The 26,006-nt window shown below is 71.9% G+C and carries 22 protein-coding genes; 4 read left to right on the forward strand and 18 right to left on the reverse strand.

The annotated features are described in order from the left end of the window. Nucleotides 1-152: 152 nt before the first annotated feature. The 16 genes from AC0682_RS22720 to rsmH form a co-directional block, all read right to left on the reverse strand. Nucleotides 153-1,313, reverse strand: coding sequence for a DivIVA domain-containing protein (locus tag AC0682_RS22720; RefSeq protein WP_478534852.1), 1,161 nt, complete (start codon nucleotides 1,311-1,313; stop codon nucleotides 153-155). 49 nt (nucleotides 1,314-1,362) lie between these two features. Next, the gene (locus AC0682_RS22725) at nucleotides 1,363-1,647 is read right to left on the reverse strand and encodes a YggT family protein (protein ID WP_254812759.1); all 285 of its coding nucleotides are present in this window, start codon (nucleotides 1,645-1,647) and stop codon (nucleotides 1,363-1,365) included. Nucleotides 1,648-1,719: 72 nt separating this feature from the next. Further along, a complete protein-coding gene (locus tag AC0682_RS22730; protein WP_019764749.1) occupies nucleotides 1,720-2,343 on the reverse strand; it encodes a cell division protein SepF in 624 nt (207 codons plus the stop codon). Between the two features lie 125 nt (nucleotides 2,344-2,468). Beyond that, nucleotides 2,469-3,188 (reverse strand): YggS family pyridoxal phosphate-dependent enzyme, encoded by a 720-nt coding sequence (locus AC0682_RS22735; protein WP_254812758.1) that lies wholly within the window; start codon nucleotides 3,186-3,188, stop codon nucleotides 2,469-2,471. A 6-nt stretch (nucleotides 3,189-3,194) separates the two neighbouring features. Then, complete coding sequence (gene pgeF / locus AC0682_RS22740) at nucleotides 3,195-3,935, reverse strand: peptidoglycan editing factor PgeF (protein ID WP_302885881.1); 741 nt, start codon at nucleotides 3,933-3,935, stop codon at nucleotides 3,195-3,197. After that, nucleotides 3,932-5,155 carry a cell division protein FtsZ gene (gene ftsZ / locus AC0682_RS22745; protein ID WP_254812756.1) on the reverse strand — a complete coding sequence of 408 codons (1,224 nt, stop codon included), beginning with the start codon at nucleotides 5,153-5,155 and terminating at the stop codon, nucleotides 3,932-3,934. Before ftsZ ends, pgeF begins: the two co-directional genes overlap by 4 nt. A 276-nt stretch (nucleotides 5,156-5,431) precedes the next feature. After that, complete coding sequence (locus AC0682_RS22750; protein WP_478534853.1) at nucleotides 5,432-6,226, reverse strand: cell division protein FtsQ/DivIB; 795 nt, start codon at nucleotides 6,224-6,226, stop codon at nucleotides 5,432-5,434. A gap of 62 nt (nucleotides 6,227-6,288) precedes the next feature. Next, the gene (gene murG / locus AC0682_RS22755; RefSeq protein WP_254812755.1) at nucleotides 6,289-7,377 is read right to left on the reverse strand and encodes an undecaprenyldiphospho-muramoylpentapeptide beta-N-acetylglucosaminyltransferase; all 1,089 of its coding nucleotides are present in this window, start codon (nucleotides 7,375-7,377) and stop codon (nucleotides 6,289-6,291) included. Nucleotides 7,378-7,383: 6 nt separating this feature from the next. Beyond that, nucleotides 7,384-8,715 (reverse strand): putative lipid II flippase FtsW, encoded by a 1,332-nt coding sequence (gene ftsW, locus AC0682_RS22760; protein WP_478534854.1) that lies wholly within the window; start codon nucleotides 8,713-8,715, stop codon nucleotides 7,384-7,386. A gap of 61 nt (nucleotides 8,716-8,776) precedes the next feature. After that, a complete protein-coding gene (gene murD / locus AC0682_RS22765) occupies nucleotides 8,777-10,219 on the reverse strand; it encodes a UDP-N-acetylmuramoyl-L-alanine--D-glutamate ligase (RefSeq protein ID WP_478534855.1) in 1,443 nt (480 codons plus the stop codon). Further along, nucleotides 10,201-11,271 carry a phospho-N-acetylmuramoyl-pentapeptide-transferase gene (mraY, locus tag AC0682_RS22770; protein WP_478534856.1) on the reverse strand — a complete coding sequence of 357 codons (1,071 nt, stop codon included), beginning with the start codon at nucleotides 11,269-11,271 and terminating at the stop codon, nucleotides 10,201-10,203. The genes murD and mraY overlap by 19 nt, the downstream gene beginning before the upstream one ends. Further along, on the reverse strand, nucleotides 11,268-12,689 hold the full coding sequence (locus tag AC0682_RS22775; RefSeq protein ID WP_254812751.1) for a UDP-N-acetylmuramoyl-tripeptide--D-alanyl-D-alanine ligase: 1,422 nt from the start codon (nucleotides 12,687-12,689) through the stop codon (nucleotides 11,268-11,270). The genes mraY and AC0682_RS22775 overlap by 4 nt, the downstream gene beginning before the upstream one ends. Before the next feature lie 4 nt (nucleotides 12,690-12,693). Next, the gene (locus AC0682_RS22780) at nucleotides 12,694-14,412 is read right to left on the reverse strand and encodes a UDP-N-acetylmuramoyl-L-alanyl-D-glutamate--2,6-diaminopimelate ligase (protein WP_437441641.1); all 1,719 of its coding nucleotides are present in this window, start codon (nucleotides 14,410-14,412) and stop codon (nucleotides 12,694-12,696) included. 39 nt (nucleotides 14,413-14,451) lie between these two features. After that, nucleotides 14,452-16,434, reverse strand: coding sequence for a peptidoglycan D,D-transpeptidase FtsI family protein (locus tag AC0682_RS22785; protein ID WP_478534857.1), 1,983 nt, complete (start codon nucleotides 16,432-16,434; stop codon nucleotides 14,452-14,454). A gap of 4 nt (nucleotides 16,435-16,438) precedes the next feature. Further along, nucleotides 16,439-17,098 (reverse strand): cell division protein FtsL, encoded by a 660-nt coding sequence (ftsL, locus tag AC0682_RS22790; RefSeq protein ID WP_478534858.1) that lies wholly within the window; start codon nucleotides 17,096-17,098, stop codon nucleotides 16,439-16,441. Between the two features lie 19 nt (nucleotides 17,099-17,117). Continuing rightward, the gene (rsmH, locus tag AC0682_RS22795) at nucleotides 17,118-18,083 is read right to left on the reverse strand and encodes a 16S rRNA (cytosine(1402)-N(4))-methyltransferase RsmH (protein WP_254812747.1); all 966 of its coding nucleotides are present in this window, start codon (nucleotides 18,081-18,083) and stop codon (nucleotides 17,118-17,120) included. A 438-nt stretch (nucleotides 18,084-18,521) separates the two neighbouring features. On the opposite strand from rsmH, the gene AC0682_RS22800 reads away from it, so the two are divergent. From AC0682_RS22800 to AC0682_RS22815, 4 genes are all read left to right on the forward strand, one after another. Continuing rightward, nucleotides 18,522-19,085: a beta-class carbonic anhydrase gene (locus AC0682_RS22800; protein WP_254812746.1), complete on the forward strand. Its 564-nt coding sequence runs from the start codon at nucleotides 18,522-18,524 to the stop codon at nucleotides 19,083-19,085. A gap of 275 nt (nucleotides 19,086-19,360) precedes the next feature. After that, complete coding sequence (locus AC0682_RS22805; RefSeq protein ID WP_254812745.1) at nucleotides 19,361-20,413, forward strand: AAA family ATPase; 1,053 nt, start codon at nucleotides 19,361-19,363, stop codon at nucleotides 20,411-20,413. Further along, the gene (locus AC0682_RS22810) at nucleotides 20,413-21,795 is read left to right on the forward strand and encodes a DUF58 domain-containing protein (protein WP_254812744.1); all 1,383 of its coding nucleotides are present in this window, start codon (nucleotides 20,413-20,415) and stop codon (nucleotides 21,793-21,795) included. The genes AC0682_RS22805 and AC0682_RS22810 overlap by 1 nt, the downstream gene beginning before the upstream one ends. After that, on the forward strand, nucleotides 21,792-24,212 hold the full coding sequence (locus tag AC0682_RS22815; RefSeq protein WP_478534859.1) for a transglutaminase TgpA family protein: 2,421 nt from the start codon (nucleotides 21,792-21,794) through the stop codon (nucleotides 24,210-24,212). Before AC0682_RS22810 ends, AC0682_RS22815 begins: the two co-directional genes overlap by 4 nt. A gap of 299 nt (nucleotides 24,213-24,511) precedes the next feature. Here the strand turns inward: AC0682_RS22815 and AC0682_RS22820 are convergent, their stop codons facing one another. Continuing rightward, entirely contained in the window at nucleotides 24,512-24,907 is a 396-nt protein-coding gene (locus AC0682_RS22820) for a DUF3040 domain-containing protein (RefSeq protein WP_019764029.1), read from the reverse strand. A gap of 302 nt (nucleotides 24,908-25,209) precedes the next feature. Next, nucleotides 25,210-25,968, reverse strand: coding sequence for a class I SAM-dependent methyltransferase (locus tag AC0682_RS22825; protein WP_254812742.1), 759 nt, complete (start codon nucleotides 25,966-25,968; stop codon nucleotides 25,210-25,212). Nucleotides 25,969-26,006 lie beyond the last annotated feature (38 nt).

Here is a 26,006-nt window from a genome sequence, read left to right on the forward strand (position 1 = left end):
GTGCCCCCACCCTCCTTCCCCTCCCACAATCGCCCCTGCCGGTAGAAAGGGAAACCCCACAAGAAAAGGTGGCCTGGGCGGGGGACCCCCCCCCCCCCCCCCGGCCCTGACTGCCGACGGCTACGCGCACGCGCCCAGCGAGCGCGCCCCGCTCAGTTGTCGTCCTCGTCGATCAGGAAGCCCCGCATCGGCGACGGCGCCTGCTGCATCGGCTGCGGCGCCTGCGGCCGAACCGGCGCCATCGGCTGCGTCATCGCGGGCGACATCTGCTGCTGCCCGCCGTAGGACGGCGCACCGCCCATGGACTGGCCGCCACCCATCTGCTGGCCACTGTGGCCACCGTGGTTGGAGCTGCCCATGGAGTGACCCATCGCACCCGCACCGGCCGGAGCCAGCGAGGGCGACGGCGGCAGCGAAGCGGCGGCCGGCGTACGCGGCGGGGCGAGCGAGTCGTCCGCCTGGGTCTCCAGCTGACGCAGCTGGCTCTCCAGGTAGGACTTCAGCCGCGTGCGGTACTCGCGCTCGAAGCCGCGCAGGTCCTCGACCTTGCGCTCCAGCGTCGCGCGGGCCGACTCCAGCGAGCCCATCGCCACGCGGTGCTTCTCCTGCGCGTCCCGCTCCAGGGCGTCGGCCTTGGCGCGCGCGTCGCGCTCCAGACCCTCGGCACGGCTGCGCGCCTCGCCGACGATCTTGTTGGCCTCGGAACGGGCCTCCGCGATCGCCTGGTCGGCGGTCTGCTGCGCGAGCGAGAGGACACGGGCGGCACTGTCGCCACCGGGGCCCTGCCCCTGCTGCTGCATCTGCGGCGGCTGCTGCATCTGCTGCATCTGCTGCTGGGGGTGCTGACCCATGGGGCCGCCCATCGGGCCACCCATGGGACCGCCCTGCATCGGGCCGGGGCCGTGCGGACCCTGCGGGCCGCCGTGGCCCTGGGGGCCGTGACCACTGGGGCCGGCAGGCAGCTGCGGCGCGCCACCGGGCAGCTGGGGCGGACCCATCTGCGGCGGCTGCTGCTGCTGCGGCGGTCCGGATATGGCGGCGGGCACGGGGGCACCGGGCCGGTCCTGCTGCTCCGGGGGCTTGCGCATTCCCTGCTGCTGTTGCTGTTGCTGTTGCTGTTGCTGCTGATTCTGCGCGGCGGCGCGCGTAGCAGCGGCCAGTTTGGCGCGCAGGTCCTCGTTCTCACGGAGCAGACGGGTCAGCTCCGCTTCGACCTCGTCGAGAAAGGCATCGACCTCGTCCTCGTCATAGCCTTCTCGGAGGCGGACGGTCGTGAACTGCTTGTTCCGCACGTCCTCGGGGGTCAACGGCATCTCTTCTTCACCTCTACGTAGTCGTCGGCAGTCGGCAAGACCGTATCGCTCACAACCTGATCACAACGCTGATCAGGATGTAGACGATGATCATCAGAACGAAGAAGGACAGGTCGAGTGCCACGCCCCCGAGACGCAGCGGCGGGATGAACCGCCGCAGAAGCTTGAGTGGTGGATCGGTCACAGTGTAGGTGGCCTCGAGAACGACCACCATCGCCTTGCCGGGTTGCCATGAACGTGCGAACTGGAAGACGTAGTCCATGACGAGCCGGAAGATCAGCACGATGAGGAAACACATCAGCGCGATATAGACCACATCCCGTGCGACGCCCATGTCCCGCGCTTCCCTCTCCCCTGGCTCTCGTAGCTCCGGCCTCGCGGCCGGGTTGTTCCCGGTGTCGTGTTCTCAGCTCTGGTTGAAGAATCCGCCCTCTGCGATGCGGGCCTTGTCCTCCGCCGTGACATCGACGTTAGCAGGCGACAACAGGAACACCTTCTGCGTCACGCGCTCAATGCTGCCATGGAGCCCGAAGACGAGTCCTGCGGCAAAGTCGACAAGTCGCTTCGCGTCCGTGTCGTCCATCTCCGTGAGGTTCATGATCACCGGGGTGCCCTCGCGGAAGTGTTCCCCGATGGTACGGGCCTCGTTGTAGGTCCTGGGGTGCAGCGTGGTGATGCGGTAGGGCTCCCGCTCGGACACGACCTTGGGCATGATCACCGGTGCGTTCTTCTCCATGTTCGGACGTTCGGGTGTGATGGATGCCACGGGGGCGATTCGGGCGGGTCGCCCGCTTTCCGCGGGGAGCTGAACCGGCTCCCGCGGAGCGGGAGGCTGCACCACTCGTACCGGTTCGTCCCTTTCGCGCTCCCGCTCGCGCTCGCGTTCCACCTGGTGCGGGGGCTGGTGCCGACGCCGCTCGGGCTCCGGCTCGGGCTCGAAGTCGTCATCGGGGTCGAAGCCCCGGCCGTCATACCCATCGTCCTCCACGAGGCCGAGGTAGACCGCCATCTTGCGCATCGCGCCGGCCATTCTCTGAGTCCTCCGCTCTGTGGTGGATCGGCATTCGTCACCAAGTGCCAGCGATCCACGGTGGTCTGCCCGTTGTGCTGGGTAATGACCATATTTTCTGCTGTGGTCCGACCTGCTTCGCGACGTTACCGGAGCGGGGGTCGGACTCCGAGTACCGCCGTACCGACGCGTACATGTGTCGCTCCGGCCGCCACCGCGTCCTCCAGATCCCCGCTCATCCCCGCGGAGACCATGGTCGCAGCCGGATGACCGGCGCGCAGGCGGGTGGAGAATTCCATCAGCCGGTCGAACGCGGCCCGTTGCCTGCCGGCAAACGGTCCGGCCAGAGGCGCCACGGTCATCAGGCCGTCCAGCCGGAGACCGTCGGCCGCGTCGACCGCGGCCGCCAACTCCTCGATCCCGTCCGGCGCGGCCCCGCCGCGCTCACCGCGCTGACCGCTCTCCGCGTCCAGGGCGACCTGGATCAGGCAGCCGAGTTCGCGCTCGGCCCGGACCGCGGCGGCCGAGAGGGCGGTGACGAGCTTGATCCGGTCCACCGACTGCACGACATCGGCATAACCCGTCACAGAACGAACCTTGTTCGTCTGGAGTTGTCCGACAAAGTGCCATGTCAGAGAAAGATCCGCACAAGCGGTGGCTTTCGGTGCCGCGTCCTGGTCACGATTCTCGGCGACATGACGCACACCCAGTTCATGCAGGATCCGCACATCGCTCGCGGGGTAGGTCTTGGTGACCACGATCAGGGTCACCTCCTCGCGCTTGCGGCCGGCCGCGGCACAGGCGGAGGCGATCCTTTCCTCCACCTGTGCGAGATTCGCCGCGATGTGAGCCTTACGGTCCGTCATGCCCTATCAGTCCAACCAGACATATCCGGCGAGCCGCCCGGTGGTGCGGTCGCGGCGGTACGAGAAGTGATCGCCCGATTCACGGGTGCAGACCGGCGAACGGTGCAGGTCGCCCACCCCGAGGGCGGCGAGTTGGGCGTGGACTCCGCCGGTGACGTCCACCGCGGGGGTCCCCCAGCTGGTCTCGGCCCAGGTGCCGGGGACGGCTTCCGCGACCTCGGCCCTCATCTCCTCCGGCACTTCGTAGCACCGGCCGCAGACGGCCGGTCCGGTGTGCGCGGTGATCCGGGAGGGGCGTGCGCCCAGCGCGGTCATGGCCTCGACCACCGCGGGCACGACTCCGGCGACCAGCCCCGGCCGCCCGGCGTGCGCCGCCCCCACGACTCCGGCGACCGGATCGACCAGGAGGACCGGGGTGCAGTCGGCGGTGAGGACCGCGAGCGCCAGTCCGCGCCGCGTGGTCACCAGCGCGTCCACGGCCGGGATCTCCGCTTCCGGGTCCCAGGGTCCGTCGACCACCGCCACCTCCCGGCCGTGCACCTGGTTCATCCAGACGACCGAGGCCGGGTCGAGGCCGAGGCGGCGGGCCGCGCGCTCGCGGTTCGCGCCGACGGCGGCGGGGTCGTCACCGACCGCGCCGCCGAGGTTGAGTTCACCGTACGGAGCGGCGCTCACCCCGCCCCACCGATCGGTGAAGGCGAAATGAGCGCTGCCCGTGGCGGAGTCCGCCGGATGCTGGGCTATCACTTCAAGAAGTCCGGTACGTCCAGCTCTTCGGCCTGGGTGTCCTGGTAGGGACGGGCCGGCGGGACGTGCGGCGGGGAGGCCGGCGAGAGCGGGCTCTCGTTCGCGGCCGACGCGGGGGCGGGCTCGGCCGGGGCCGGGGCCTCCTCGCGCGGCGGCACCGAACCGAGTCCGCCCGTCGGACGCGCGGGCTCGGGGGCGGACCTGGCCGGGGCGGCCGGCTCCTCCCTCTTGTTGGCGGTGGCACCGAGGGCGCTCTCGCGCCGGGCCGGCGGCTGTCCGCCGTCGAACCCTGCCGCGATCACGGTGACCCGGACCTCGTCGCCGAGGGCGTCGTCGATGACGGCACCGAAGATGATGTTGGCCTCGGGGTGAGCCGCCTCGCTCACCAGCTGGGCGGCCTCGTTGATCTCGAAGAGACCGAGATCGCTGCCGCCGGAGATGGAGAGCAGGACTCCCCGGGCGCCGTCGATGGACGCCTCCAGCAGCGGCGAGGAGATCGCCATCTCCGCCGCCGCGACCGCGCGGTCGTCGCCGCGCGCCGAGCCGATGCCCATCAGCGCCGATCCGGCCTCGGACATGACCGACTTGACGTCGGCGAAGTCCAGGTTGATCAGGCCCGGGGTGGTGATCAGGTCGGTGATGCCCTGGACACCCGAGAGCAGGACCTGGTCGGCCGACTTGAAGGCGTCGAGCACGCTGACCTGGCGGTCCGAGATGGACAGCAGGCGGTCGTTGGGGATGACGATGAGGGTGTCGACCTCTTCGCGGAGTTCGGCGATGCCGTCCTCCGCCTGGTTGGCGCGTCGCCGGCCCTCGAAGGTGAACGGGCGGGTGACCACACCGATCGTCAGGGCGCCCAGCGAGCGCGCGATGTTGGCGACGACGGGTGCGCCGCCGGTGCCGGTGCCGCCGCCTTCGCCGGCGGTGACGAAGACCATGTCGGCCCCCTTGAGGACCTCCTCGATCTCCTCACGGTGGTCCTCTGCCGCCTTACGACCGACGGCCGGGTTCGCCCCGGCGCCGAGGCCCCGGGTGAGTTCGCGGCCGACGTCGAGCTTGACGTCGGCGTCGCTCATCAACAGGGCCTGTGCGTCCGTGTTGATCGCGATGAACTCGACGCCCTTGAGGCCGACCTCGATCATTCGGTTGATGGCATTGACACCACCGCCGCCGACACCGATGACCTTGATGACTGCGAGGTAGTTCTGCGGTGCTGCCACGTCGAAGGCCTCTCGCCTCGAGTTACGTGTCGTCGCTCTGCGGTGGAACCGCGGCGACGACTGATGTCGATGGGGACGGTCCGAACGCCGACCCAAACCCTAACGTTCAAGTTTAGGGTTACCAGTGCGTCTGCTTCCTGGACTCTTCCGAACAGGACAGTAAGTCGACAAGTGGCGCCCGTTCAACGAACACGCCGAACCTCCCGTTTTTCTTTTCACCCTATGTGATCACCCGTAGCGGTGACCAACCAGGGTGCTGGCCAGCACAAATGCACGTCAACTCGCTGATACCGCCGGGGCGGTGGGGGCACTCACGTCGAAGTGTCCCGCTTTGGGGGCGGCCTTCATGAGAGCGGTGAGAACCCGCGCCTTCACCGGCCCGGCCTCACTACTGCCCCAGATCACCACCCGGTCCCGGGTGAGCCGCAAGGAGATCGCGTCGTACGAGGTGACCCGTACGGCCTCGGTGTCCTTGGCGACGCCCTTGGGCAGTTCGCCCACGACCTGGACGGCTTCCGCCAGCAGGCGGTCGCCGCCGAACCGGCGCAGACTCGCCGACTTGGCGGGGGCCAGCTCCAGTACGGGTACGCCCTTCGGTGCGCGCTCCACCGTGGCGAACCGGGTGCCCGTCGCGTCCACTTCGACGAACTTCGCACCCTTTTCGATCAGCAGGACCGGTCTGCGTTCGGTCACCTTAAGACGGATGCCGTGCGGCCAGGACCGTACGACATCCACTCTGTCGACACGAGGCAACTTCTGGCTCAACCGGGCCTCGATGGCGTCGGTGTCCACGGAGATCAGGGGCGCCCCGACCGGCACCGCGGCGACCGCCTCCACCTCCTCGCGGGTCAGCACCCGCAGACCGGAGGTGGAGACGCGTTCGACGCGGAGCCAGGAGGAGCCGTAGAGCGCCCAGACGGCGAACGCGACGAGGAGGGCCGCCGCGAGGGCGATCAGGACGGCCGTCGTACGGCGGCCGATCCGGCGCCCCTCGGGCCCGGGATGCGGCGGGCGGGCGGGGGCGTCCGCCCGCCCCGCTGCGCCGCGCTGGGCGGTCGTCGGTCCGGCCACGCTCGCTCCTTCACCGGACCCGGGGCGCCCGCCCCGGGTCCGCACCGCCTGGCGCCGCACGCCTACTGGCGTGAGGCGATCGCTTCGTACACCATGCCGACGAGCAGGTCGTCGGCGTCGCGCCGACCGAACTCGGCGGCGGCACGGGACATTTCGTACAGCCGGTGCGGGTCCGACAGCACCGGCAGGACGTTGGACTGCACCCACTCGGGGGTCAGCGCCGCGTCGTCCACCAGCAGTCCGCCGCCCGCGTTGACCACCGGCTGGGCGTTCAGCCGCTGTTCGCCGTTGCCGATGGGCAGCGGGACGTAGGCGGCGGGGAGCCCGACGGCGGAGAGTTCGGCGACGGTCATCGCGCCCGCGCGGCAGAGCATCATGTCGGCCGCGGCGTACGCGAGGTCCATCCGGTCCACGTACGGTACCGGGATGTACGGCGGCATCCCGGGCATGTTGTCGATCCGCGGCAATTCGTTCTTCGGGCCGACCACATGGAGGATCTGGATCCCCGAGCGCTGGAGCAGCGGTGCGACCCGCTGGACGACCTCGTTGAGGTGGCGGGCCCCCTGCGAGCCGCCGGAGACCAGCAGCGTGGGCAGGTTGGGGTCGAGGCCGAAGGAGGCGCGGGCCTCCGGGCGGACCCGGGCGCGGTCCAGGGTGGCGATGGTGCGGCGCAGCGGGATGCCGATGTAGCGGGCGCCGCGCAGCTTGCTGTCCGGCGTGGAGACGGCGACCCCGTGGGCGTACCGCGAGCCGATCTTGTTGGCGAGGCCCGGGCGCGCGTTGGCCTCGTGGACCACGATCGGCACGCCGACGCGCTTGGCCGCGAGATAGCCGGGCAGGGCGACGTATCCGCCGAAGCCGACCACGCAGTCCGCCTTGGTGCGTTCCAGGACCTGCTCGGCGGCCTTGATGGTGCCGCGCAGCCGGCCCGGGACGGTGATCAGCTCGGGGGTGGGCTTGCGGGGCAGGGGGACGGCCGGGATGAGAGCCAGCTCGTACCCCCGCTCGGGTACGAGCCTGGTCTCCAGGCCGCGTTCCGTGCCGAGGGCCGTGATTCCCACGGTCGGGTCCTGCCTGCGCAGGGCGTCTGCGAGGGCAAGCGCGGGCTCGATGTGTCCGGCGGTCCCCCCGCCGGCGAGTACGACATGCACCGAAATTCACCGCTCTCCGGACGGACGCTTCTTGATGCGCCGTCTCATCGTCTTCCATCCCACCCTGGGCCTCCGCATGGACAGGGCCGCCTTCGCGGCGGGATCGTCCCGCGCGAAGGCGATCATGAGCCCGACCGCGAACATCGTCGGCAGCAGGGCGGACCCCCCGTAGGAGAACAGCGGGAGGGGGACACCGGCGATCGGCAACAGGCCGAGCACCGCACCGATGTTGATCACGGCCTGGGCCATGATCCAGGTGGTCACGCCTCCCGCGGCAAACCTCACGAAGGGGTCCTCCGTGCGTCCGGCCACGCGGATACCTGCATAGCCTAGAGCCGCGAAGAGGGCGAGCACGGACAGCGTCCCCGCCAGACCCAGCTCCTCACCGGTGATCGCGAAGATGAAGTCGTTGTGGGGTTCCGGGAGTTGGCCCCATTTTTCCACACTCGCACCGAGCCCGGAACCGAACCACCCGCCGGAGGCCAGAGCGTAGATTCCGTGCGCGGCCTGCCAGCAGCCCTCGTCCGGGTCGGGTTCACCGATGATGCCCATGCAGGAGAGCCGGGACATCCGGTTGGGGCTGGTCCAGATCAGCAGGAACGCGATGACGGCGGCGAAGCCGAGCACTCCGGCGAAGAGCCTGGTGGGTGCGCCGGCCAGCCAGAGCAGCCCGAAGAGAATGGCCGTGAGAATGATCGCGGTCCCCATGTCGCCGCCGAGCATGATCAGTCCGAGGATCATGAAGGCGACCGGGACGAGCGGGACGAGCATGTGCTTCCACTGCGTCAGCAACCGCCTGTCCTGTTTGCGGGCGAGCAGGTCGGCGCCCCACAGGATGAGCGCGAGCTTGCCGAACTCGCTGGGCTGGAGCTGGAAGGGCCCGGCGATGTAGATCCAGTTCTGGTTGCCGCCGCGGGAGAGCCCGATCCCCGGCACCTGGACCAGGACCATCAGGAAGACCGTGACCATGAGTATCGGATAGGCCAGGGCTCGGTGGAGCTTCACCGGCATGCGGGAGGCGACCAGCATGAGCACGCCCCCGATGACGGCGGCGACGAACTGCTTGCCGAAGAAGTACGTCGACGACTCGTCGATGGTCAACGCCTTGATCATCGAGGCGGAGTAGACCATCACGAGCCCGAGCACGGTGATCAGCAGGCTGCCGCCGAGGATCACGTAGTAGGCGGTCAGCGGCCGGTCCCAGGCCCTGCGTGCCTGCTCGTAGAGGCCCCGTACACCGCTCCCGCGCCGGGTGCGGGAGGGCCGGGAGCCGCGCCCTGCACCACGGGGTGGTGCGGGGCGCCGACCGCGTACGGCGGAGCTCTTCTCGGCCGGCATTGTCGCTGTCCCCTCCACTGCTCGTGCCCGGGGGCTCGACCCCGGCGCTGAGCCCGGTCGGTCAGGCGCTCTTCCCGGCGTGTGCGCGGACCGCGTCCGCGAACGCCTCGCCCCGCTTGTTGTAGTTGGTGAACATGTCCATCGAGGCGCAGGCCGGGGCCAGCAGTACCGTGTCGCCCGGCCGGGCGAGCCGGGCGGCGTGCTCGACCGCCTCGGACATGGCCCCAGTGTCGGTGCGGTCGAGGTCGACCACCGGGACTTCCGGGGCGTGTCGCGCCAGGGCTTCGCGGATCAGCGCGCGGTCGGCGCCCATCAGCACGACCCCGCGCAGCCGCTTCGCCGCGCCGGTGACCAGCTCGTCGAAGGTGGCTCCCTTGGCGAGGCCGCCGGCGATCCAGACGATGGAGTCGTAGGCGGCGAGGGAGGCTTCGGTGGCGTGGGTGTTGGTGGCCTTGGAGTCGTCGACGTAGGCCACCTCCCCGATGTCCGCGACGTGTTCGATGCGGTGGGCGTCGGGGCGGAAGGCGCGCAGCCCGTCCCGTACGGCGGCCGGTTCCACGCCGAAGGCGCGGGCGAGGGCGGCGGCGGCGAGCGCGTTGGCGATGTTGTGCGGGGCCGGGGGGTCGACGTCGGAGACCTCGGCCAGCTCCTGGGCCTGCTTGTGGCGGTTGGCCACGAAGGCCCGGTCGACGAGGATGCCGTCGACCACACCGAGCTGCGAGGGGCCGGGCGCTGCGAGGGTGAAGCCGATGGCACGGCAGCCTTCCTCGACGTCGGCCTCGCGGACCAGGTGCTCGGTGGCGGGGTCGGCGGCGTTGTAGACGCAGGCGACCGTGTTGCCCTCGTAGATCCGGCCCTTGTCGGCCGCGTACGCCTCCATCGAGCCGTGCCAGTCGAGGTGGTCCGGGGCGAGGTTGAGGACGGCGGCGGAGTGGGCGCGCAGGGAGGGCGCCCAGTGCAGCTGGTAGCTGGAGAGTTCGACGGCGAGGACGTCGTACTCCTGCTCCCCGAGCACGGCGTCCAGCAGCGATACGCCGATGTTGCCGACCGCCGCGGTGCGCAGCCCGGCCGCCTCCAGGATCGAGGCCAGCATCCGTACGGTGGTGGTCTTGCCGTTGGTGCCGGTGACGGCGAGCCAGGGCGCGGCCTTGCGACCGCCCGTGCCGCGCAGCCGCCAGGCGAGTTCGACGTCGCCCCAGATGTCCACGCCCGCCTCGGCGGCAGCCAGGAAGAGCGGTTTGTCCGGCTGCCAGCCGGGGGCGGTGACGACGAGCTGGGTGGACGGCGGCAGGGTGGCGCCGTCGCCGAGGCGCACGGTGATGCCGAGCGCCTCCAGTTCGGCGGCCTGCGCGCGGGCGCGTTCGTCGTCGCCGTCGTTGACGACGGTGACGATCGCGCCGCGCTCGTGCAGGGCGCGGGCCGCGGGGATGCCGCTGACGCCGAGTCCGGCGACGGTGACGTGCTTGCCCTGCCAGTCCACGGTGCTCACTTCTTGGCTGCCCATCCCGCGTAGAAGAGGCCCAGGCCGACGATCACGCACATGCCCTGGATGATCCAGAAGCGGACCACCACAAGGACTTCGGACCACCCCTTGAGTTCGAAGTGGTGCTGGAGCGGCGCCATCCGGAAGACCCGCTTCCCGGTCATCTTGAACGAACCGACCTGGATGACCACGGACATGGTGATCATCACGAAGAGGCCGCCGAGGATGGCGAGCAGGAACTCGGTGCGGGAGAGGATCGCGAGGCCCGCGAGGGCGCCGCCGAGGGCGAGCGAACCGGTGTCGCCCATGAAGATCTTGGCGGGCGAGGTGTTCCACCACAGGAAGCCGAAGCAGGCGCCCATGAGGGCGGAGGCGACGACGGCGAGGTCGAGTGGGTCGCGTACCTCGAAACAGGCGCTGGGGTTGGTCAGGTTGTCCGCGTTGGCGCAGGACTCCTGGAACTGCCAGAGGCCGATGAAGGTGTAGGCGCCGAAGACCATCACGGAGGCGCCGGTGGCCAGTCCGTCCAGGCCGTCCGTGAGGTTCACGCCGTTGGACATGGCGAGGATCATGAACAGCGCCCAGACGCAGAACAGCACCGGGCCGATCGACCAGCCGAAGTCCTCCACGAAGGAGAGCCGGGTGGAGGCGGGGGTGTTGCCCCGGGAGTCCGCGAACTGGAGCGAGAGCACCGCGAAGGCGATGCCGACGATCAGCTGGCCGGCCATCTTCGCCTTGGCCCGCAGGCCGAGCGAACGCTGTTTGACGATCTTGATGTAGTCGTCGAGGAAGCCGACGAGGCCCATCCCGGCCATCAGGAACAGGACGAGGAGCCCGGAGAAGCTCATCGACTCGCCCGTGATGACCTTCGCGAGGACGTACGCGATGAGCGTCGCCAGGATGAAGGCGATGCCGCCCATCGTGGGCGTGCCCTTCTTGCTGCCGTGCGTGCGCGGGCCGTCGTCCCGGATGAACTGCCCGTATCCCTTGCGGGCCAGCAGCTTGATGAGCAGCGGGGTACCGACCAGGGTCAGGAAGAGCCCGATGGCCCCCGCGAAGAGGATCTGCCTCATCGGCCGGCGACCTCGCCCTCGGTCGAGTTCTCCAGCAGTGCCTGGGCGACCTTCTCCAGGCCGACCGACCGGGACGCCTTCACCAGCACGACGTCTCCCGGGCGCAGTTCACTGCGCAACAGGTCGACGGCCGCCTGCGCGTCGGACACGTGCACCGACTCCTCACCCCACGAACCCTCGTTATATGCGCCCAGTTGCAGCCAGGAGGCTTCTCTCCCCCCGACAGCGACGAGCTTGCTGACGTTGAGCCGGACGGCGAGCCGTCCGACCGCGTCGTGCTCGGCGAGCGACGCGTCACCCAGCTCGGCCATCTGACCGAGCACCGCCCAGGTGCGCCCCCCGTCGGCCGCTCGGGCCTGGCCCATGGCAGCCAGCGCACGCAGTGCGGCTCTCATGGATTCGGGGTTCGCGTTGTAGGCGTCGTTGACGACCGTCACACCGTCCCCGCGCTCGGTGACCTCCATGCGCCAGCGGGAGAGGGTGCCCGCCTCCGAGAGCGCCTCGGCGATCTCGGTCACGGACATGCCCAACTCATGCGCGACGGCGGCCGCGGCGAGCGCGTTCGACACGTGGTGCTCACCGTACAGGCGCAAGGTCACGTCGCTGCACCCGGTGGGTGTGTGGAGCTGGAAAGCGGCCCGCCCGTCGGGGGTCATCCGGACCTTCTCGCCCCGTACGTCCGCTTCCGGGGCTTCTCCGAAGAGCAGGACGCGGGCCTCGGTGCGCGAAGCCATCGCGCGTACGAGTGGGTCGTCGGCGTTGAGCACGGCGCAGCCGTCCGCGGGGAGCGCCTCGACCAGCTCGCCCTTGGCCTGGGCGATCGCCTCGCGGCTGCCGAACTCCCCGAGGTGGGCGGAGCCGACGTTGAGGACCAGGCCGATGCGGGGCGGGGTCAGCTCGGCCAGGTAGTGGATGTGCCCGATGCCGCGGGCGCCCATCTCCAGGACCAGGTGCTGGGTCTCGGAGGTGGCGCTCAGGGCGGTGAGCGGCAGGCCGATCTCGTTGTTGAGGGAGCCCGGCGTCCAGACCGTGGGGGCCTTGCGCTGGAGGAGCTGCGCGATGAGGTCCTTGGTGGACGTCTTGCCCGCGGAGCCGGTGAGTGCGACGACGGTGGTGCCGAGGCGGTCGACGACGGTACGGGCCAGCGCGCCGAGCGCGCCGACGACGTCGTTCACGACGATCGCCGGAACACCGACGGGGCGGGCGGCCAGGACGGCTGCCGCGCCCGCCTCGACGGCGCGCTGCGCGTAGTCGTGGCCGTCCACGCGTTCGCCGGCGAACGCGGCGAACAGGCTGCCGGGCGCGACCTCGCGGGAGTCGATGACGACGGGGCCGGTGACGGTGACTGCCGGGTCCGGTATGTCGTGCGGCTGCCCGCCGACGATTTCGGCGATCTCGGCGAGGGAAAGGGTGATCACTTGGTCATCCCTGACTGTTGTTCTCGTGGTGAGGGGCGCGGTCCGGTGCGCCGGTGCGCCCCCGGGACCGCTCGATGGCGTCGTGCAGGACCTTGCGGTCGTCGAAGGGGCGTACGACCCCGTGGATGTCCTGGCCCTGTTCGTGGCCCTTGCCGGCGACGAGGACGGTGTCGCCGGGTTCGGCGCGGGCCACGGCGGCGGCGATGGCCGCGGCGCGGTCGGCGTCGACCAGGACGTCGCCGCGCTCGTGGACGGGGACCTCGGCGGCGCCGGAGAGCATGGCGGCGAGGATCGCGAGGGGGTCCTCGGAGCGGGGGTTGTCGGAGGTCAGGACGGCGGTGTCGGCGAGGCGGGCGGCGGCGGCGCCCATCGGGCCGCGCTTGGTGGTGTCGCGGTCGCCGCCGCAGCCGAGGACGATGTGCACCCTGCCCTCGGTGACCTTGCGCAGGGAGCGCAGGACGGACTCGACGGCGTCGGTCTTGTGCGCGTAGTCGACGACGGCGAGGTAGGGCTGTCCGGCGTCCACCCGCTCCAGTCGGCCCGGGACACCGGGGACGGCGGCGATGCCGTCGGCGGCGGTCTGCGGGTCCACGCCCGCGACGGCCAGGGTGACGATCGCGGCGAGGGTGTTGGCGACGTTGAACGGGCCGGGCAGCGGGGCGCGGGCGGTGATCCGCTCGCCGCCCGGGCCGACGACGGTGAAGGTGCTGTCCTGGGGGCCGACCTTGACGTCCTCGGCGTGCCAGTCGGCGTCGGGGTGGCCCTCGGCGGAGAAGGTGGTGACGGGGACGCCGGACTCGGTGATGAGCCTGCGGCCGTACTCGTCGTCGAAGTTGACCACGCCGCGGTGGCTGCGCTCGGGGGTGAAGAGCTGGGCCTTGGCCTGGAAGTAGTCCTCCATGCCGGAGTGGAACTCCATGTGCTCCGGGCTGAGGTTGTTGAAGACGGCGACGTCGAAGACGCAGCCGTCGACCCGGCCGAGCACCAGGGCGTGGCTGGAGACCTCCATGGCGACGGCCTCGACGCCGCGTTCGCGCATGACGGCGAAGAGGGCCTGGAGGTCGGTGGCTTCGGGGGTGGTGCGTTCGGACTTGATGCGCTCGTCGCCGATGCGCATCTCGACGGTGCCGATGAGCCCGGTGGGGCGGCCGGCGGCGCGCAGTCCGCCCTCGACGAGGTAGGCGGTGGTGGTCTTGCCGGAGGTTCCGGTGATGCCGATCTGGAGGAGGCCGATGCCGGGCCGCCCGTAGATGTCGGCGGCCAGCTCGCCCATGACGGCGCGCGGGTCCTCGGTGACCAGGACCGGTAGTCCGGTGGCGGCGGCGCGGTCGCCCCCGGCCGGGTCGGTGAGGACGGCGGCGGCGCCGAGGCCGGCGGCCTGGGCGGCGAAGTCGGCGCCGTGGAAGCGGGCGCCGGGCAGGGCCGCGTAGACGTCGCCGGGTCGCACGGCCCGCGAGTCGTGGGTGATGCCGGTGACCTCACCGGGTCCGGCCGCTTCGACGCCGAGCCGTCCGGCCAGCTCGCCGAGGGGGGTGGGCCGGAGCCGGTCCGGTCGGGGCGCTCCCGGGTAGGTCACAGGCGCGTCCTTCTGAGAGGTTTGGGACTGATCAGCGTGGGGCACGGCGGTGAGCGTACCGGGCCGGTGCGGGCTCTCGCGAAGCGAGGCACCGGGTCCGGGGAAGTTCTCGTTCCGGTTCCCGGGATCAGGGGTGATGGTTGTCACTGAGGGTTCCCTTGGGGGGATGCTCGCGCATTCCCGTGTTCACTCGCCGGGTTTGAAGGACACCGGCAGCCGGGGCGGCTTGCTGCCGGACGGTGGGACCTGGAGCGTCTTGAGGGCGAACTCCATGACCTGCTTGTAGATCGGGCCGCAGATCTGGCCGCCGAAGTAGCTTCCCTTGGTGGGGTTCTGGATCGCGCAGTAGACGGTGATCTGCGGATCGTCGGCCGGGGCGAAGCCGGCGAAGGAGGCCGTGTAGCCCTTGTAGACACCGCGGACCGGGTCGACCCGGTTGGCGGTGCCGGTCTTGCCCGCCACCCGGTAGCCGGGGATGGCGGCCTTGGTGCCGGTGCCCTCCTGGTCGTCGACGACGGATTCCAGCATGGCCGCCAGGGTCTTGGCGGTCTTCTCGCTGACCACCCGGGTCTCCTCGGGCGCGTCGGCGGGGGTGTAGCGGCCGTCGGCGCCCTTGGTGCCGCGGACGAGCGTGGGGGCGATGCGGACCCCGCCGTTGGCCACCGTGGAGTAGACCGAGGCTGCCTGGACGGCGTTGATGGAGAGCCCCTGGCCGAAGGGGATCGTGTACTGCTGCGAGGTCGACCAGTCCTTGGGGTGGGCCAGCAGGCCGGGCGACTCGCCGGGATAGCCGAGCCCGGTCCTGGCACCGAGGCCGAACTTGCGCAGGTAGGAGTAGAGGACCTGGTTGGACTCGGCCTGGGTCCTGCCGAGCTGACCGGTCGCCAGGATGGTGCCGATGTTGCTGGACTTGGCGAGGACCCCGTTGAGCGTGAGGTACCAGGTGGGGTGGTCGACGTCGTCCTTGAAGAGCCGGTCGCCGCGGTGCAGCCGGTTGGGCACGGTGACATGGGTGCCGGGCGTGGCGGCCCCCTCCTCCAGCACGGCGGCGATCGACATGACCTTGCTGGTGGAGCCTGGCTCGTACACGTCCTGGAGAGCCGCGTTGCCGAGCGAGGCGGAGGTGGCCTGGGAGAGGTCGTTGGGGTCGTAGCCGGGCGCGTTGGCCATGGCCAGCAGCTCGCCGGTACGGGTGTTCTGGACGATCACGTAACCGCGGTCGGCCTTGGACTTGGCGACCTGGTCGCTGATGGCCTTCTGTGCGGCCCACTGGATGTCACGGTCGATCGTCAGCTCGATGTCGGAGCCGGGCACGGCCGGGACCTCGCTGCCTCCGGCGGTGGGGACGCGGCGGCCGCCGGACTGGGCGTAGCGGACCTTGCCGTCCTCGCCCGCGAGCTGCTTGTCGAGCTGGGATTCCAGTCCGCCGCCGCCCTTGCCGTCGGCGCTGACGAAACCCAGTATCCCGGCGGCGAGATCCCCGTTGGGGTAGACCCGCTTGGTGGTCGGCTCCTGGAGGACCCCGGCCAGGACGTTGGCGCCCGTGCCACCGTTGCGCTTGTCCTCCAGGGCCTTCTCCGCGAGGACGGCCTTGAGGTCCTTGATCTGCTTCCAGACCTGGGGGGTCTGCCGGTGGGCGAGCACGGTGTAGCGGCTCTTGGGGGTGGAGAGCTTCTTGACGATCTCGTCGACGTCCTTGCCGAGGATCGGGGCGAGCAGGGCGGCGGCCTGCTGGGGTGCGTCGGGGACCTTGCTCTCCTCGGGCGTGAACATCTTCGGGTCGGCCGTGATGGTGTGCGCGTCGACGCTGGTGGCCAGGGTGACGCCCTTGCGGTCGGTGATCTCCCCGCGTTCGGCGGCGACCGTGTACTCCAGGTAGCGGTTCTTCTCGGCCTTGGCCGTGTACGCGGAGGCGTCGACGGCCTGGACCTGGAGGAGCCGGGCCACGAAGACCAGCATGACCAGCGTGAGTCCGAGGCTGACCAGGCGGAGCCGGGGGCGCGCGCTGCCCAGGCGCAGGGTCCGGGGTGCTCGCCCGCGTGCGGTGGTACGGCCGGGGGCGGGGCGGGACCCGCGGGCCGGGGGGCGCGCCCCGGAGCGGCCGTTGGCTCCGTTGCGGGGGCGCGCCGGGCCGGGTACGCGGCGGCGCGGCGGTTCCTTGGGCGGCACTGCGTCACCTGCCGGGGGTGGTCGGGGACGGGGTCGGGGTCGCCGGGGGGTTCTCCGTGGCGGGGTCGGGGTCGGTGGCTCCCTGGGCCTCGGTCTCCGGGGGTGCGCCCGGTGAGGGGGCGGCGCCGGGGGACGCGTCGGCGCCCGGAGCGGCCGGGGGTGCGCCGGCAGCTGCTCTGTCGGCCTGCGCGCCGCCTGCGGGCGTCGCGCCGGGGCTCACCGCTGTGTTCGGACCGGCACCGGGATCGGCGCTCGGGTCGGCGTCGGCACTCGGGCTGGGTGACGGGGGCGGGGCGGTGGCCGTCGTGGGGACCCCGCGGACCGTGCCGTCCGGGTTGAGGAAGGCGGGGCTGCCGCCGGGGACCATGCCCAGTTCCCGGGCGCGGCGCTCCAGGGCGCCGGGCTGGGAGTAGCTGTCGACGTCGCGCTGGAGGGCCTGCTGCTCGTCGGTCAGCTCGGTGGTCTCCCGCTTGAGCTTGCTGAGCCTGAACGATCCTTCGTTGAGCGCCGAGTTCAGCAGGAGCAGGGTGATGAGCCCGCCGCCCAGCAGGAGCACGACCAGCAGGACGAAGGGGGTGCGGGCCGCGCTGCTGGGTCCCGTGGACGGCAGCATCCGGGCGAGCCGTCCGGCCCGCCCTTTCAGCGGTGCGGCCGGCCTGCTCACCGCGCGCCCCCCGGAGTGTTCATCGCTCGTCCTCGCGGATGCGCTGGGCGCCGCGGAGCCGGGCGGGGGCGGCGCGCCGGTTCTCGGCGACCTCCTCCTCCGTGGGCAGCTCGGCGCCCCGGGTGAGGAGCTTCAGGCGGGGCTGGTAGCGCTCGGGAACGACGGGCAGGCCGGGGGGCGCGGTGTTGGCGGCACCGGCCGCGAAGACCTGCTTCACCAGCCGGTCCTCCAGCGAGTGGTACGAGAGGACGGCGATCCGGCCGCCGACGGCGAGGCTCTCCACGGCCGCCGGGATGGCCCGCTCCAGGACGCTCAGCTCGCCGTTGACCTCGATGCGCAGGGCCTGGAAGGTCCGCTTGGCCGGGTTGCCGCCGGTGCGCTTGGCGGCCTGGGGCAGGGCGTCGCGGATCAGCTCGACGAGCCGGGCGCTGTTGCTGAACGGCTCCTTCTCGCGCTCGCGCACGACGGCGGAGACGATTCGCTTGGCCTGCTTCTCCTCCCCGTACGCGCGCAGGATCCGCACCAGCTCGCCCGGCGGGTAGGTGTTGAGCACCTCGGCCGCGCCGATGCCGGTGGTCTGGTCCATGCGCATGTCGAGCGGGGCGTCCTGGGCGTACGCGAAGCCGCGGTCGGCCTCGTCGAGCTGCATGGAGGAGACGCCGAGGTCGAAGAGGACGCCCTGCACCTTGGGGACGCCGAGCCGGGCGAGGACGTCGGGGAGTTCGTCGTAGACGGCATGGACGAGGGTGGCGCGGTCGCCGTAGGGGGCGAGCCGTTCGCCGGAGAGCCGCAGCGCCTCCTTGTCCCGGTCCAGGGCGATCAACCGGGCGGTGGGGAAGGCCTCCAGCAGGGCCTCGCTGTGGCCGCCGAGGCCGAGGGTGCAGTCGACGACCACGGGCTGCGGGTGGGCCTGGTCCTGGAGAGCCGGGGCCAACAGGTCCAGACACCTCTGGAGCATCACCGGGACGTGTCGGGTCTGGCTCAATGCGCCCTCTCAGGCTCTGTCCCGCGCGGCCGGTACGTACGTCCTGGTCCCCGCCCGCTCCGAAGGGGAGGCCCGCCGGCGCCGGGGAAGGGGCGTCGGCCGACCGGGAGCGGGAGAGGGCCGGGCCGCACGTACGCCGCACATCACGGGTGAAAAACGGAATATGCAGGAGGTGCAGGGTGTGCGAAGCGGGGGTATGACGGGCTGTTACGGCGTTCGAGGTGGTGACTTCGCGTTACTTTAGTCCACCCTGCCATCGGTTCGATTCGCGATCAACGAACCGGACAGCGCGTCGCGCCACCCGTCCGGAAGCGGCGGCATCACCCGGGTGGGCGCGTTTCCTGGTGCTTGTGGGTTAGCTCACAACAAGACGCGTTGATGTTCTTTGTCCGCTCTCACAGCCCGTCCGGAACAGGTGGGAAGGCTAACGTCGTAACCATGTCGACTTCCGCTCACTCCCCCGCCCCGTCCGTGACGCCCACCGCCACGGCGGTCCGCGAGGGGGGCCAGGTCACCGATCAGCTGGTCGAGGCGAACTCCCGGTACGCCAAGGACTTCCGCGATCCCGGAATGGACGCCAAGCCGGTCCTCCAGGTTGCCATCGTCGCCTGCATGGACGCCCGCCTCGACCTCCACGCCGCGCTGGGTCTCGAACTCGGCGACTGCCACACCATCCGCAACGCCGGCGGGGTCGTCACCGACGACGTCATCCGCTCGCTCACCATCAGCCAGCGGGCGCTCGGCACCCGCAGCATCGTCCTCATCCACCACACGGGCTGCGGCCTGGAGTCCATCACCGAGGAGTTCCGGCAGGACCTGGAGCGCGAGGTCGGCCAGCGGCCGGTCTGGGCGGTCGAGGCCTACACCGACGCCGACCAGGACGTGCGCCAGTCGATGCAGCGCGTGCGGACCTCGCCGTTCCTCCTGCACACCGACGACATCCGCGGCTTCGTCTTCGACGTGACCACCGGCCTGCTCCGCGAGATCCAGCCCGCTTCCTGACCCTCCCGTCCCCCGGCCCCTTCCTCGCCCGCCCACCCCGGCTCCGGCGCCCACCCCGCTCGTTTCCGCGGCCCGATCACCGGTCCACCGCGCAAAACGCGACAGAGACTGACAAATCGCACCCACTTATCCACAGGCAAGTGACACGAAGCGGTAACGGCAACAAGAATGCGGGTGTGACCTCCTCCGGGCCTTCCGGAGGGGTGTCCGAATTTCGGGGTGGGCCGGGCGGGTACGTTCGTCGGCCCATGCGCAAAAGGGCCGAGGAGGGCCGGGTGACGACCTATGACGATCGAGCGAGCCTCACTGATCTGACCACCACGGTGGAGCGGGTGCGCAGGTCGGTGGAGGGTGTGATCGAGGGCAAGCCCGAGGTCGTACGGCTCTCGCTGACCGTGCTGCTCGCCGAGGGCCATCTCCTCATCGAGGATGTCCCCGGGGTGGGCAAGACCATGCTGGCCAAGGCGCTGGCGCGGTCCATCGACTGCTCGGTGCGCCGCATCCAGTTCACGCCGGACCTGCTGCCGTCCGACATCACCGGTGTGTCGATCTACGACCAGCAGCGGCGCGACTTCGAGTTCAAGCCCGGCGCGATCTTCGCGCAGATCGTGATCGGCGACGAGATCAACCGCGCCTCGCCGAAGACGCAGTCGGCGCTGCTGGAGTCGATGGAGGAGCGCCAGGTCACCATCGACGGGCACACCTACGAGCTGCCCGACCCCTTCATGGTGGTGGCCACGCAGAACCCGGTGGAGATGGAGGGCACCTACCCGCTCCCCGAAGCCCAGCGCGACCGCTTCATGGCCCGGGTCTCCATCGGCTACCCCAGCCCTGAGGCCGAACTGCAGATGCTCGACGTGCACGGGGGCCTCTCCCCGCTCGACGACCTCCAGCCGGTGGCGCACGCCCACGACATCGTGAAGCTGATCGACGCGGTCCGTACGGTGCACGTCGCCGACGCCGTGCGGCGGTACGCGGTGGAGCTGGTCGCGGCCACCCGCAGCCACCCCGACCTCAGACTCGGCGCCTCCCCGCGCGCCACGCTGCACCTGCTGCGCGCCGCGAAGGCCTCGGCGGCCCTGTCCGGCCGTGACTACGCCCTGCCGGACGACGTCCAGGCGCTTGCCACGCCGGTCCTCGCCCACCGGCTGCTGCCCACCGCCCAGGCCCAGCTGAACCGCCGCACGGCGGAGCAGGTGGTGCTGGAGATCATCCAGCGCACCCCGGTCCCGACCTCGGGCAGCGCCGCCGTGCCTCCGGACCGGACCGGGGCCGGGGCGGGCCGCCCGCTCTACGGCCAGCAGCAGCCCGGCACCCGGCGGCTGTGATGACGGCCGGCGGGTCCGGCGCCGTACAGGACGGCTCCAGCAAGGGCGGGCTGCGTGCGGCCCTGGGCGGGCTCACCACCCGGGGGCGCTCGTTCCTGGCCGCCGGGGTGGCCGCCGCCGTCTGCGCCTACGTCCTGGGCCAGGGCGATCTGCTGCGCGTCGGGCTGCTGCTGGCCGTGCTGCCCCTGGTCTGCGTGATCGTGCTCTACCGCACCCGCTACCGGGTGACGGGGACCCGGCGGCTCTCGCCGTCCCGGGTGCCGGCGGGCGCGGAGGCCCGGGTGCACCTGCGGATGGACAACGTCTCCCGGCTCCCCACGGGGCTGCTGATGCTCCAGGACCGGGTGCCGTACGTGCTGGGGCCCCGGCCCCGGTTCGTGCTGGACCGGGTGGAGGCGGGCGGCCGCCGCGAGGTCTCCTACCGGGTCCGCTCCGACCTGCGCGGCCGCTATCCGCTGGGCCCGTTGCAGCTGCGGCTCAACGACCCGTTCGGGATGTGCGAGCTGACCCGTTCCTTCAGCGCGTACGACACCCTCGTCGTCGTCCCGCGTACGGTGCCGCTGCCGCCGCTTCGGCTGGCGGGCGAGGCCTCGGGGTACGGGGACGGACGGCAGCGCTCGCTCGCCCTGGCCGGTGAGGACGACATCATTCCGCGCGGCTACCGCCACGGTGACGACCTGCGCCGGGTTCACTGGCGCTCCACCGCGCGGTACGGCGAACTGATGGTGCGCCGCGAGGAGCAGCCGCAGCGGGCCCGCTGCACGGTGCTGCTCGACACCCGGCAGGTCGCCTACGCGGGTGCCGGGCCGGACTCGGCGTTCGAGTGGGCGGTGTCGGGGGCGGCCTCCGCGCTGGTGCACATGCTGGAGCGCGGCTTCGCCGTACGGCTGCTCACGGACGACGGGAACGCGGTGCCCGGCGAGGGGTCCGACGGCTTCGCGGGCTCGACCCAGGAGTCCGCGGACTCGGCGGGCCTGATGCTCGACACCCTCGCGGTCGTCGGCCACTCCGACGGCGGCGGGCTCTCGCGCGCCCACGACGTACTGCGCGGCAGCAACGAGGGGCTGCTGATCGCGTTCTTCGGCGATCTCGACGAGGAGCAGACCTCGGTGGCGGCCCGGATGCGGCAGCGCGCCGGGGCGGCGGTCGCCTTCGTGCTGGACAGCGCCCGCTGGACGGGCGACAGCTCCCCGGCGGGCCCGGCGGCTCCGGCGCGGGCCGAGGAGCGGCTGCGGCGGCTGCGGGAGGCCGGCTGGGTCGCGGTGCCCGTACCGCCGGCGGCCGAGCTGCCCGCGCTGTGGCAGCTGGCCGGGCAGCTCCGCGCCGACACGGAGTCCGCCGGGCACGGCGACCCGACAGGTTTCCCGGGGGGATGGTCATGAGCGGGCGGGCCAGGCTGGCGCTGTGCGCCTTCGCGGCGACACTCCTGGGCGCGGGGGCGCTGCTGCCCCTGGTGGAGGGGGTGGGCTGGCTCCCACAGGCGGCGCTGCTGCTCGCGGCCCAGAGCGGGGTGGGCGCGCTCGCCCGCCGCGTCCCGCTGGCCCGGTCGCTGACGATCGCCTGCCAGATGCTGGCGACCCTGCTCCTGCTGACCGTGGTCTTCGCCCGGGACCACGCCCTGTTCGGGCTGCTCCCGGGCCCGCAGGCCGTCATGCGCCTCGGGGAGCTGCTGGTGGCGGGCGGGGAGGACATCGGTACGTACGCCACCCCGGCCCCGATGACGGACGGCATCCGACTCGTGGTGGTCGGCGGAGTGGTGCTGGTCGGTCTGGCGGTGGACGCCCTCGCGGTGACGTTCCGCAGCGCGGCCCCGGCCGGACTGCCGCTGCTCGCGCTGTACTCCGTCGCCGCGGGGCTCGGTGACGGCGGGACGGGATGGCTCTGGTTCCTGCTGGCCGCCTCGGGCTATCTGCTGCTCCTGCTGGCCGAGGGCCACGACCGGCTCTCCCAGTGGGGGCGGGTCTTCGGCGGTGCCCGCCGGTCCCCGGGCGGACTGTCGGACGGGCTGTCCGGCCGGGGCGGGAGCCCGTCCGCCTCGGTGCGCAACGGGCGGCGCATCGGTGTGCTGGCGCTGGGCATCGCCCTGGTCGTCCCGCTCGCCCTGCCCGCCATGGACAGCGGTCTGCTGGGCTCCGCCGGCGGCGGGAGCGGCCGGGGCGGCGGTGGCGGGACGATCTCCGCGGTGAACCCGCTGGTCTCGCTCAAGGACAACCTCAACCAGCCGGAGAACCGGGAGGTGATGACGTACCGCACCAACGCCCAGGACCCGCGCGATCTCTACCTGCGGATCCTGTCCCTGGACGAGTTCAACGGCAGCGAGTGGCGCGCCTCCACCCGGCGGCTGACGGATGTGCCCAGCCGTCTGCCGCAGCCCACCGGCCTGGGCCGGGACGTCGCCGTCACCGAGATCCGGACGAACATCTCCTCCTCGCCCTCGTACCAGCAGGACTACCTGCCGCTCCCCTACCCGGCGAGCGAGGTCTCGATCGACGGCCGCTGGCGGTACGAGCCGGAGGGCCGCACGCTCATCGGTGACAAGGGGCAGAACACCGGCGGTGCGCAGTACCAGGTCTCCAGCCTCGTCGTCGAGCCCACCGCGGCCCAGCTGGCGGCGGCCGGACCGCCGCCGCCGAAGCTGCTCGACGAGTACACCCGGGTCCCCGACTCCCTCCCGGCCGTGGTGGCCGAGCAGGCCGAGGAGATCACCGAGGGGTCGGCCAACACCTACGAGCGGGCCGTGAAGCTCCAGAGCTGGTTCGCCTCCGAGGGCGGCTTCACGTACAACACCTCGGTCAGCTCGGGGACGGGGTCGTCGGCCATAGCGCGGTTCCTCCGGGACAAGGAGGGGTTCTGCGTCCACTTCTCCTTCACGATGGCCGCGATGGCCCGGACCCTCGATATCCCGTCCCGGGTCGCGGTGGGCTTCACACCGGGGACCCTCCAGGCGGACGGCTCGACCTCGGTCGGGCTGCGCGACGCGCACGCCTGGCCGGAGCTGTACTTCGAGGGGGTGGGGTGGACCCGGTTCGAGCCCACCCCGAGCCGGGGGACCACCCCGACGTACACCCTGCCGGAGACCCCCACGAGTGGTGCGAGCGATCCGGCGCAGCCGTCGGCCGGTGCCTCCGCCGCCCCCTCCGCGGTTCCGTCCGCCCCGGAGAGCTGCTCACCGCAGATGCGCCGACAGGGTGAGTGCGGCGCCTCCGCCGCGCCCGCCCCGGTCGCCCCGACCGACGGCGGCACCCCGGCGTCCACGGTCCTGCTGATGGTTCTCGGCGCGCTCCTGGCGCTGCTGCTGCCCCTGCTGCCGCTGCTCTGGCGGACGCTGGCCCGGAACCGGCGGCTCGGTTCCGGGGGGCGTACGCCCGCGGACGCGGCGGCCAGGGCCCTGGCCGCCTGGCAGGAGGTCACCGACTGCGCCTGGGACTACGGCATCGCGCCGGACGAGTCGCTGACGCCTCGGAAGGCGGCGGCCCGGATCGTCCGGCTGGGCGGACTCGACATCATGGCGGCCGAGGCGGTCCACCGGATCGCGGGCGCGGTGGAACAGGTGCTGTACGCCCCCGAACCACGCCCGGCGGCCGGTCTCACCGAGGACGCGCTGGCGGTACGGGCGGGGCTCGACGTCTCCGCCGGCCGGGGAGCGCGGCTGCGGGCGAAGCTGGCACCCCGCTCGGCCGTTCGGGTGGCGTGGGCGGTCTCGGACCGCTGGGCGTCGCTCGTCCAGTGGTGGACCGACCGCCCGGGCCGGGGCCGCTGGTCGGCCCGCCTGCGCGGACTGTCCCGCCAGCACGGCTGAGGAGGAGGCCCCGAAGGGCGGTGGGCTCCGGCCCGCCGCCCGGGGCCGGGCAGCGGGCGACCGGTTGGCGAGCCGGGGCCGACCGGGTCCGTAGGGGTGGCCCGGATGGCCCGGGCTACGGAGGCCGGGGCCGACCAGGGCACCGGGCGGCAGGTTCCTGCCGGTCCGCACCGGCACCCGGAACGCAACGGCTGAGGGGCGCCCGCAGTTCTGCGGGCGCCCCTCAGCCATTCGGGTCGTACCTCGTGCCCGGCGCGGTCCGTCCCGCCGTGGCGGCGGGGCGTGGGCCGGGAAGTGTCCTACTGGCCCTGCTCGTCGCGGCGGCGCTGCCACCGCTGCTCGATGCGGTTCATCACCGAGCGGCGCTGTCTTGGGCGGTGGCGCGAGCCGCCGTCCGCGGCGGCCTGCTGCTGTTCACCGGGCTTGGGCGCCTTGCGCCAGCCGGTGACCGCGAGCACAGCGCAGCCGAGCATGACGAGGAACCCCACCACGCTGATCCAGATCTGCTGGGCGACCATTCCGGCCATGAGGAGCGCGATACCCACCAGGAAGCCAGCGACCGCCTGGTAGACCCTTTTACGGGTGTACGTACGCAGCCCGCTTCCCTCGAGCGCTGTCGCGAACTTGGGATCTTCGGCGTACAGCGCTCGCTCCATCTGCTCGAGCATGCGCTGCTCGTGCTCCGAGAGCGGCACGGGATCCTCCTCGTCGTCGGCCGCGGGGGCGACCGGTATGCGGCCCTTCCAGGATAGGCAGGGATTCGCCCCCGTGAAACCCGCCCTCTAGCGTTCAGCCAGTCCGGACCGCTATGTCGGCTCGGTTGCTGAGGCGTAGATTCCCCGACGACCGATCCGCCATGCCGGATGGTGTCACCCGATCATACGGGGCTCCTGCCCGCTACGGGGGTCCCGAGTCCTACTCCGTCCGCAGCTTCGTTGCTGATCAGCCCCGTACCGGCCCGCGCGGGCGTTCCCGGGGGCCGGTACGGACGGCCGGCTCAGGGGCGCCTGTCGCCCAGAACGTGCAGCTGGGTCGCCACGGAGTGGAAGGCGGGCAGCTCGGCCGCGGCGGCCTCCAGCTTGAGAAGCGCGTCCACCGCCCCGGGCTCGGTGTCCACCAGGACGCCCGGTACGAGGTCGGCGAAGACCCGCACGCCGTGCACCGCGCCGACCTCCAGGCCGGCCCCGGAGACCAGCTCGGAGAGCTGCTCGGCGGTGAAGCGGCGGGGCACCGGGTCGCCCTCGCCCCAGCGGCCCGCCGGGTCGGTGAGCGCCTGCCGCGCCTCGGTGAAGTGGCCGGCCAGCGCGCGGGCCAGGACGGCCCCGCCCACGCCCGCGGCGAGCAGGCTCAGGGCGCCGGAGGGGCGCAGGGCCGCCACGGCGTTCCGTACGCCCTCGGCGGGCTCGTCGACGTACTCCAGGACGCCGTGGCAGAGCACCGCGTCGAAGCCGCCGCGCTCCACCACGTCGAAGAGGCCGAGGATGTCGCCCTGGACGCCCCGGACGCGGTCGGCGACCCCCGCCTCGGCTGCCCGCCGCTCCAGCGCGAAGAGCGCGTTGGGGCTGGGGTCGACGACGGTGACCCGGTGGCCCAGCCGGGCGACGGGCACCGCGAAGTTGCCGGTGCCGCCGCCGGTGTCCAGGACGTCCAGGGCGTCCCGGCCGGCCGCCTTGACCTGACGGTCCAGAGCGTCCTTGAGGACCTCCCAGACCACGGCGGTACGGAGAGAGGCACGGGGGCGCGGCTGGTCCGACACGGCAGATGACTCCTCGACACGGTGCCGCCGGGGACGGC

The sequence above is a fragment of the Streptomyces sp. NPDC043746 genome, from assembly GCF_056436485.1.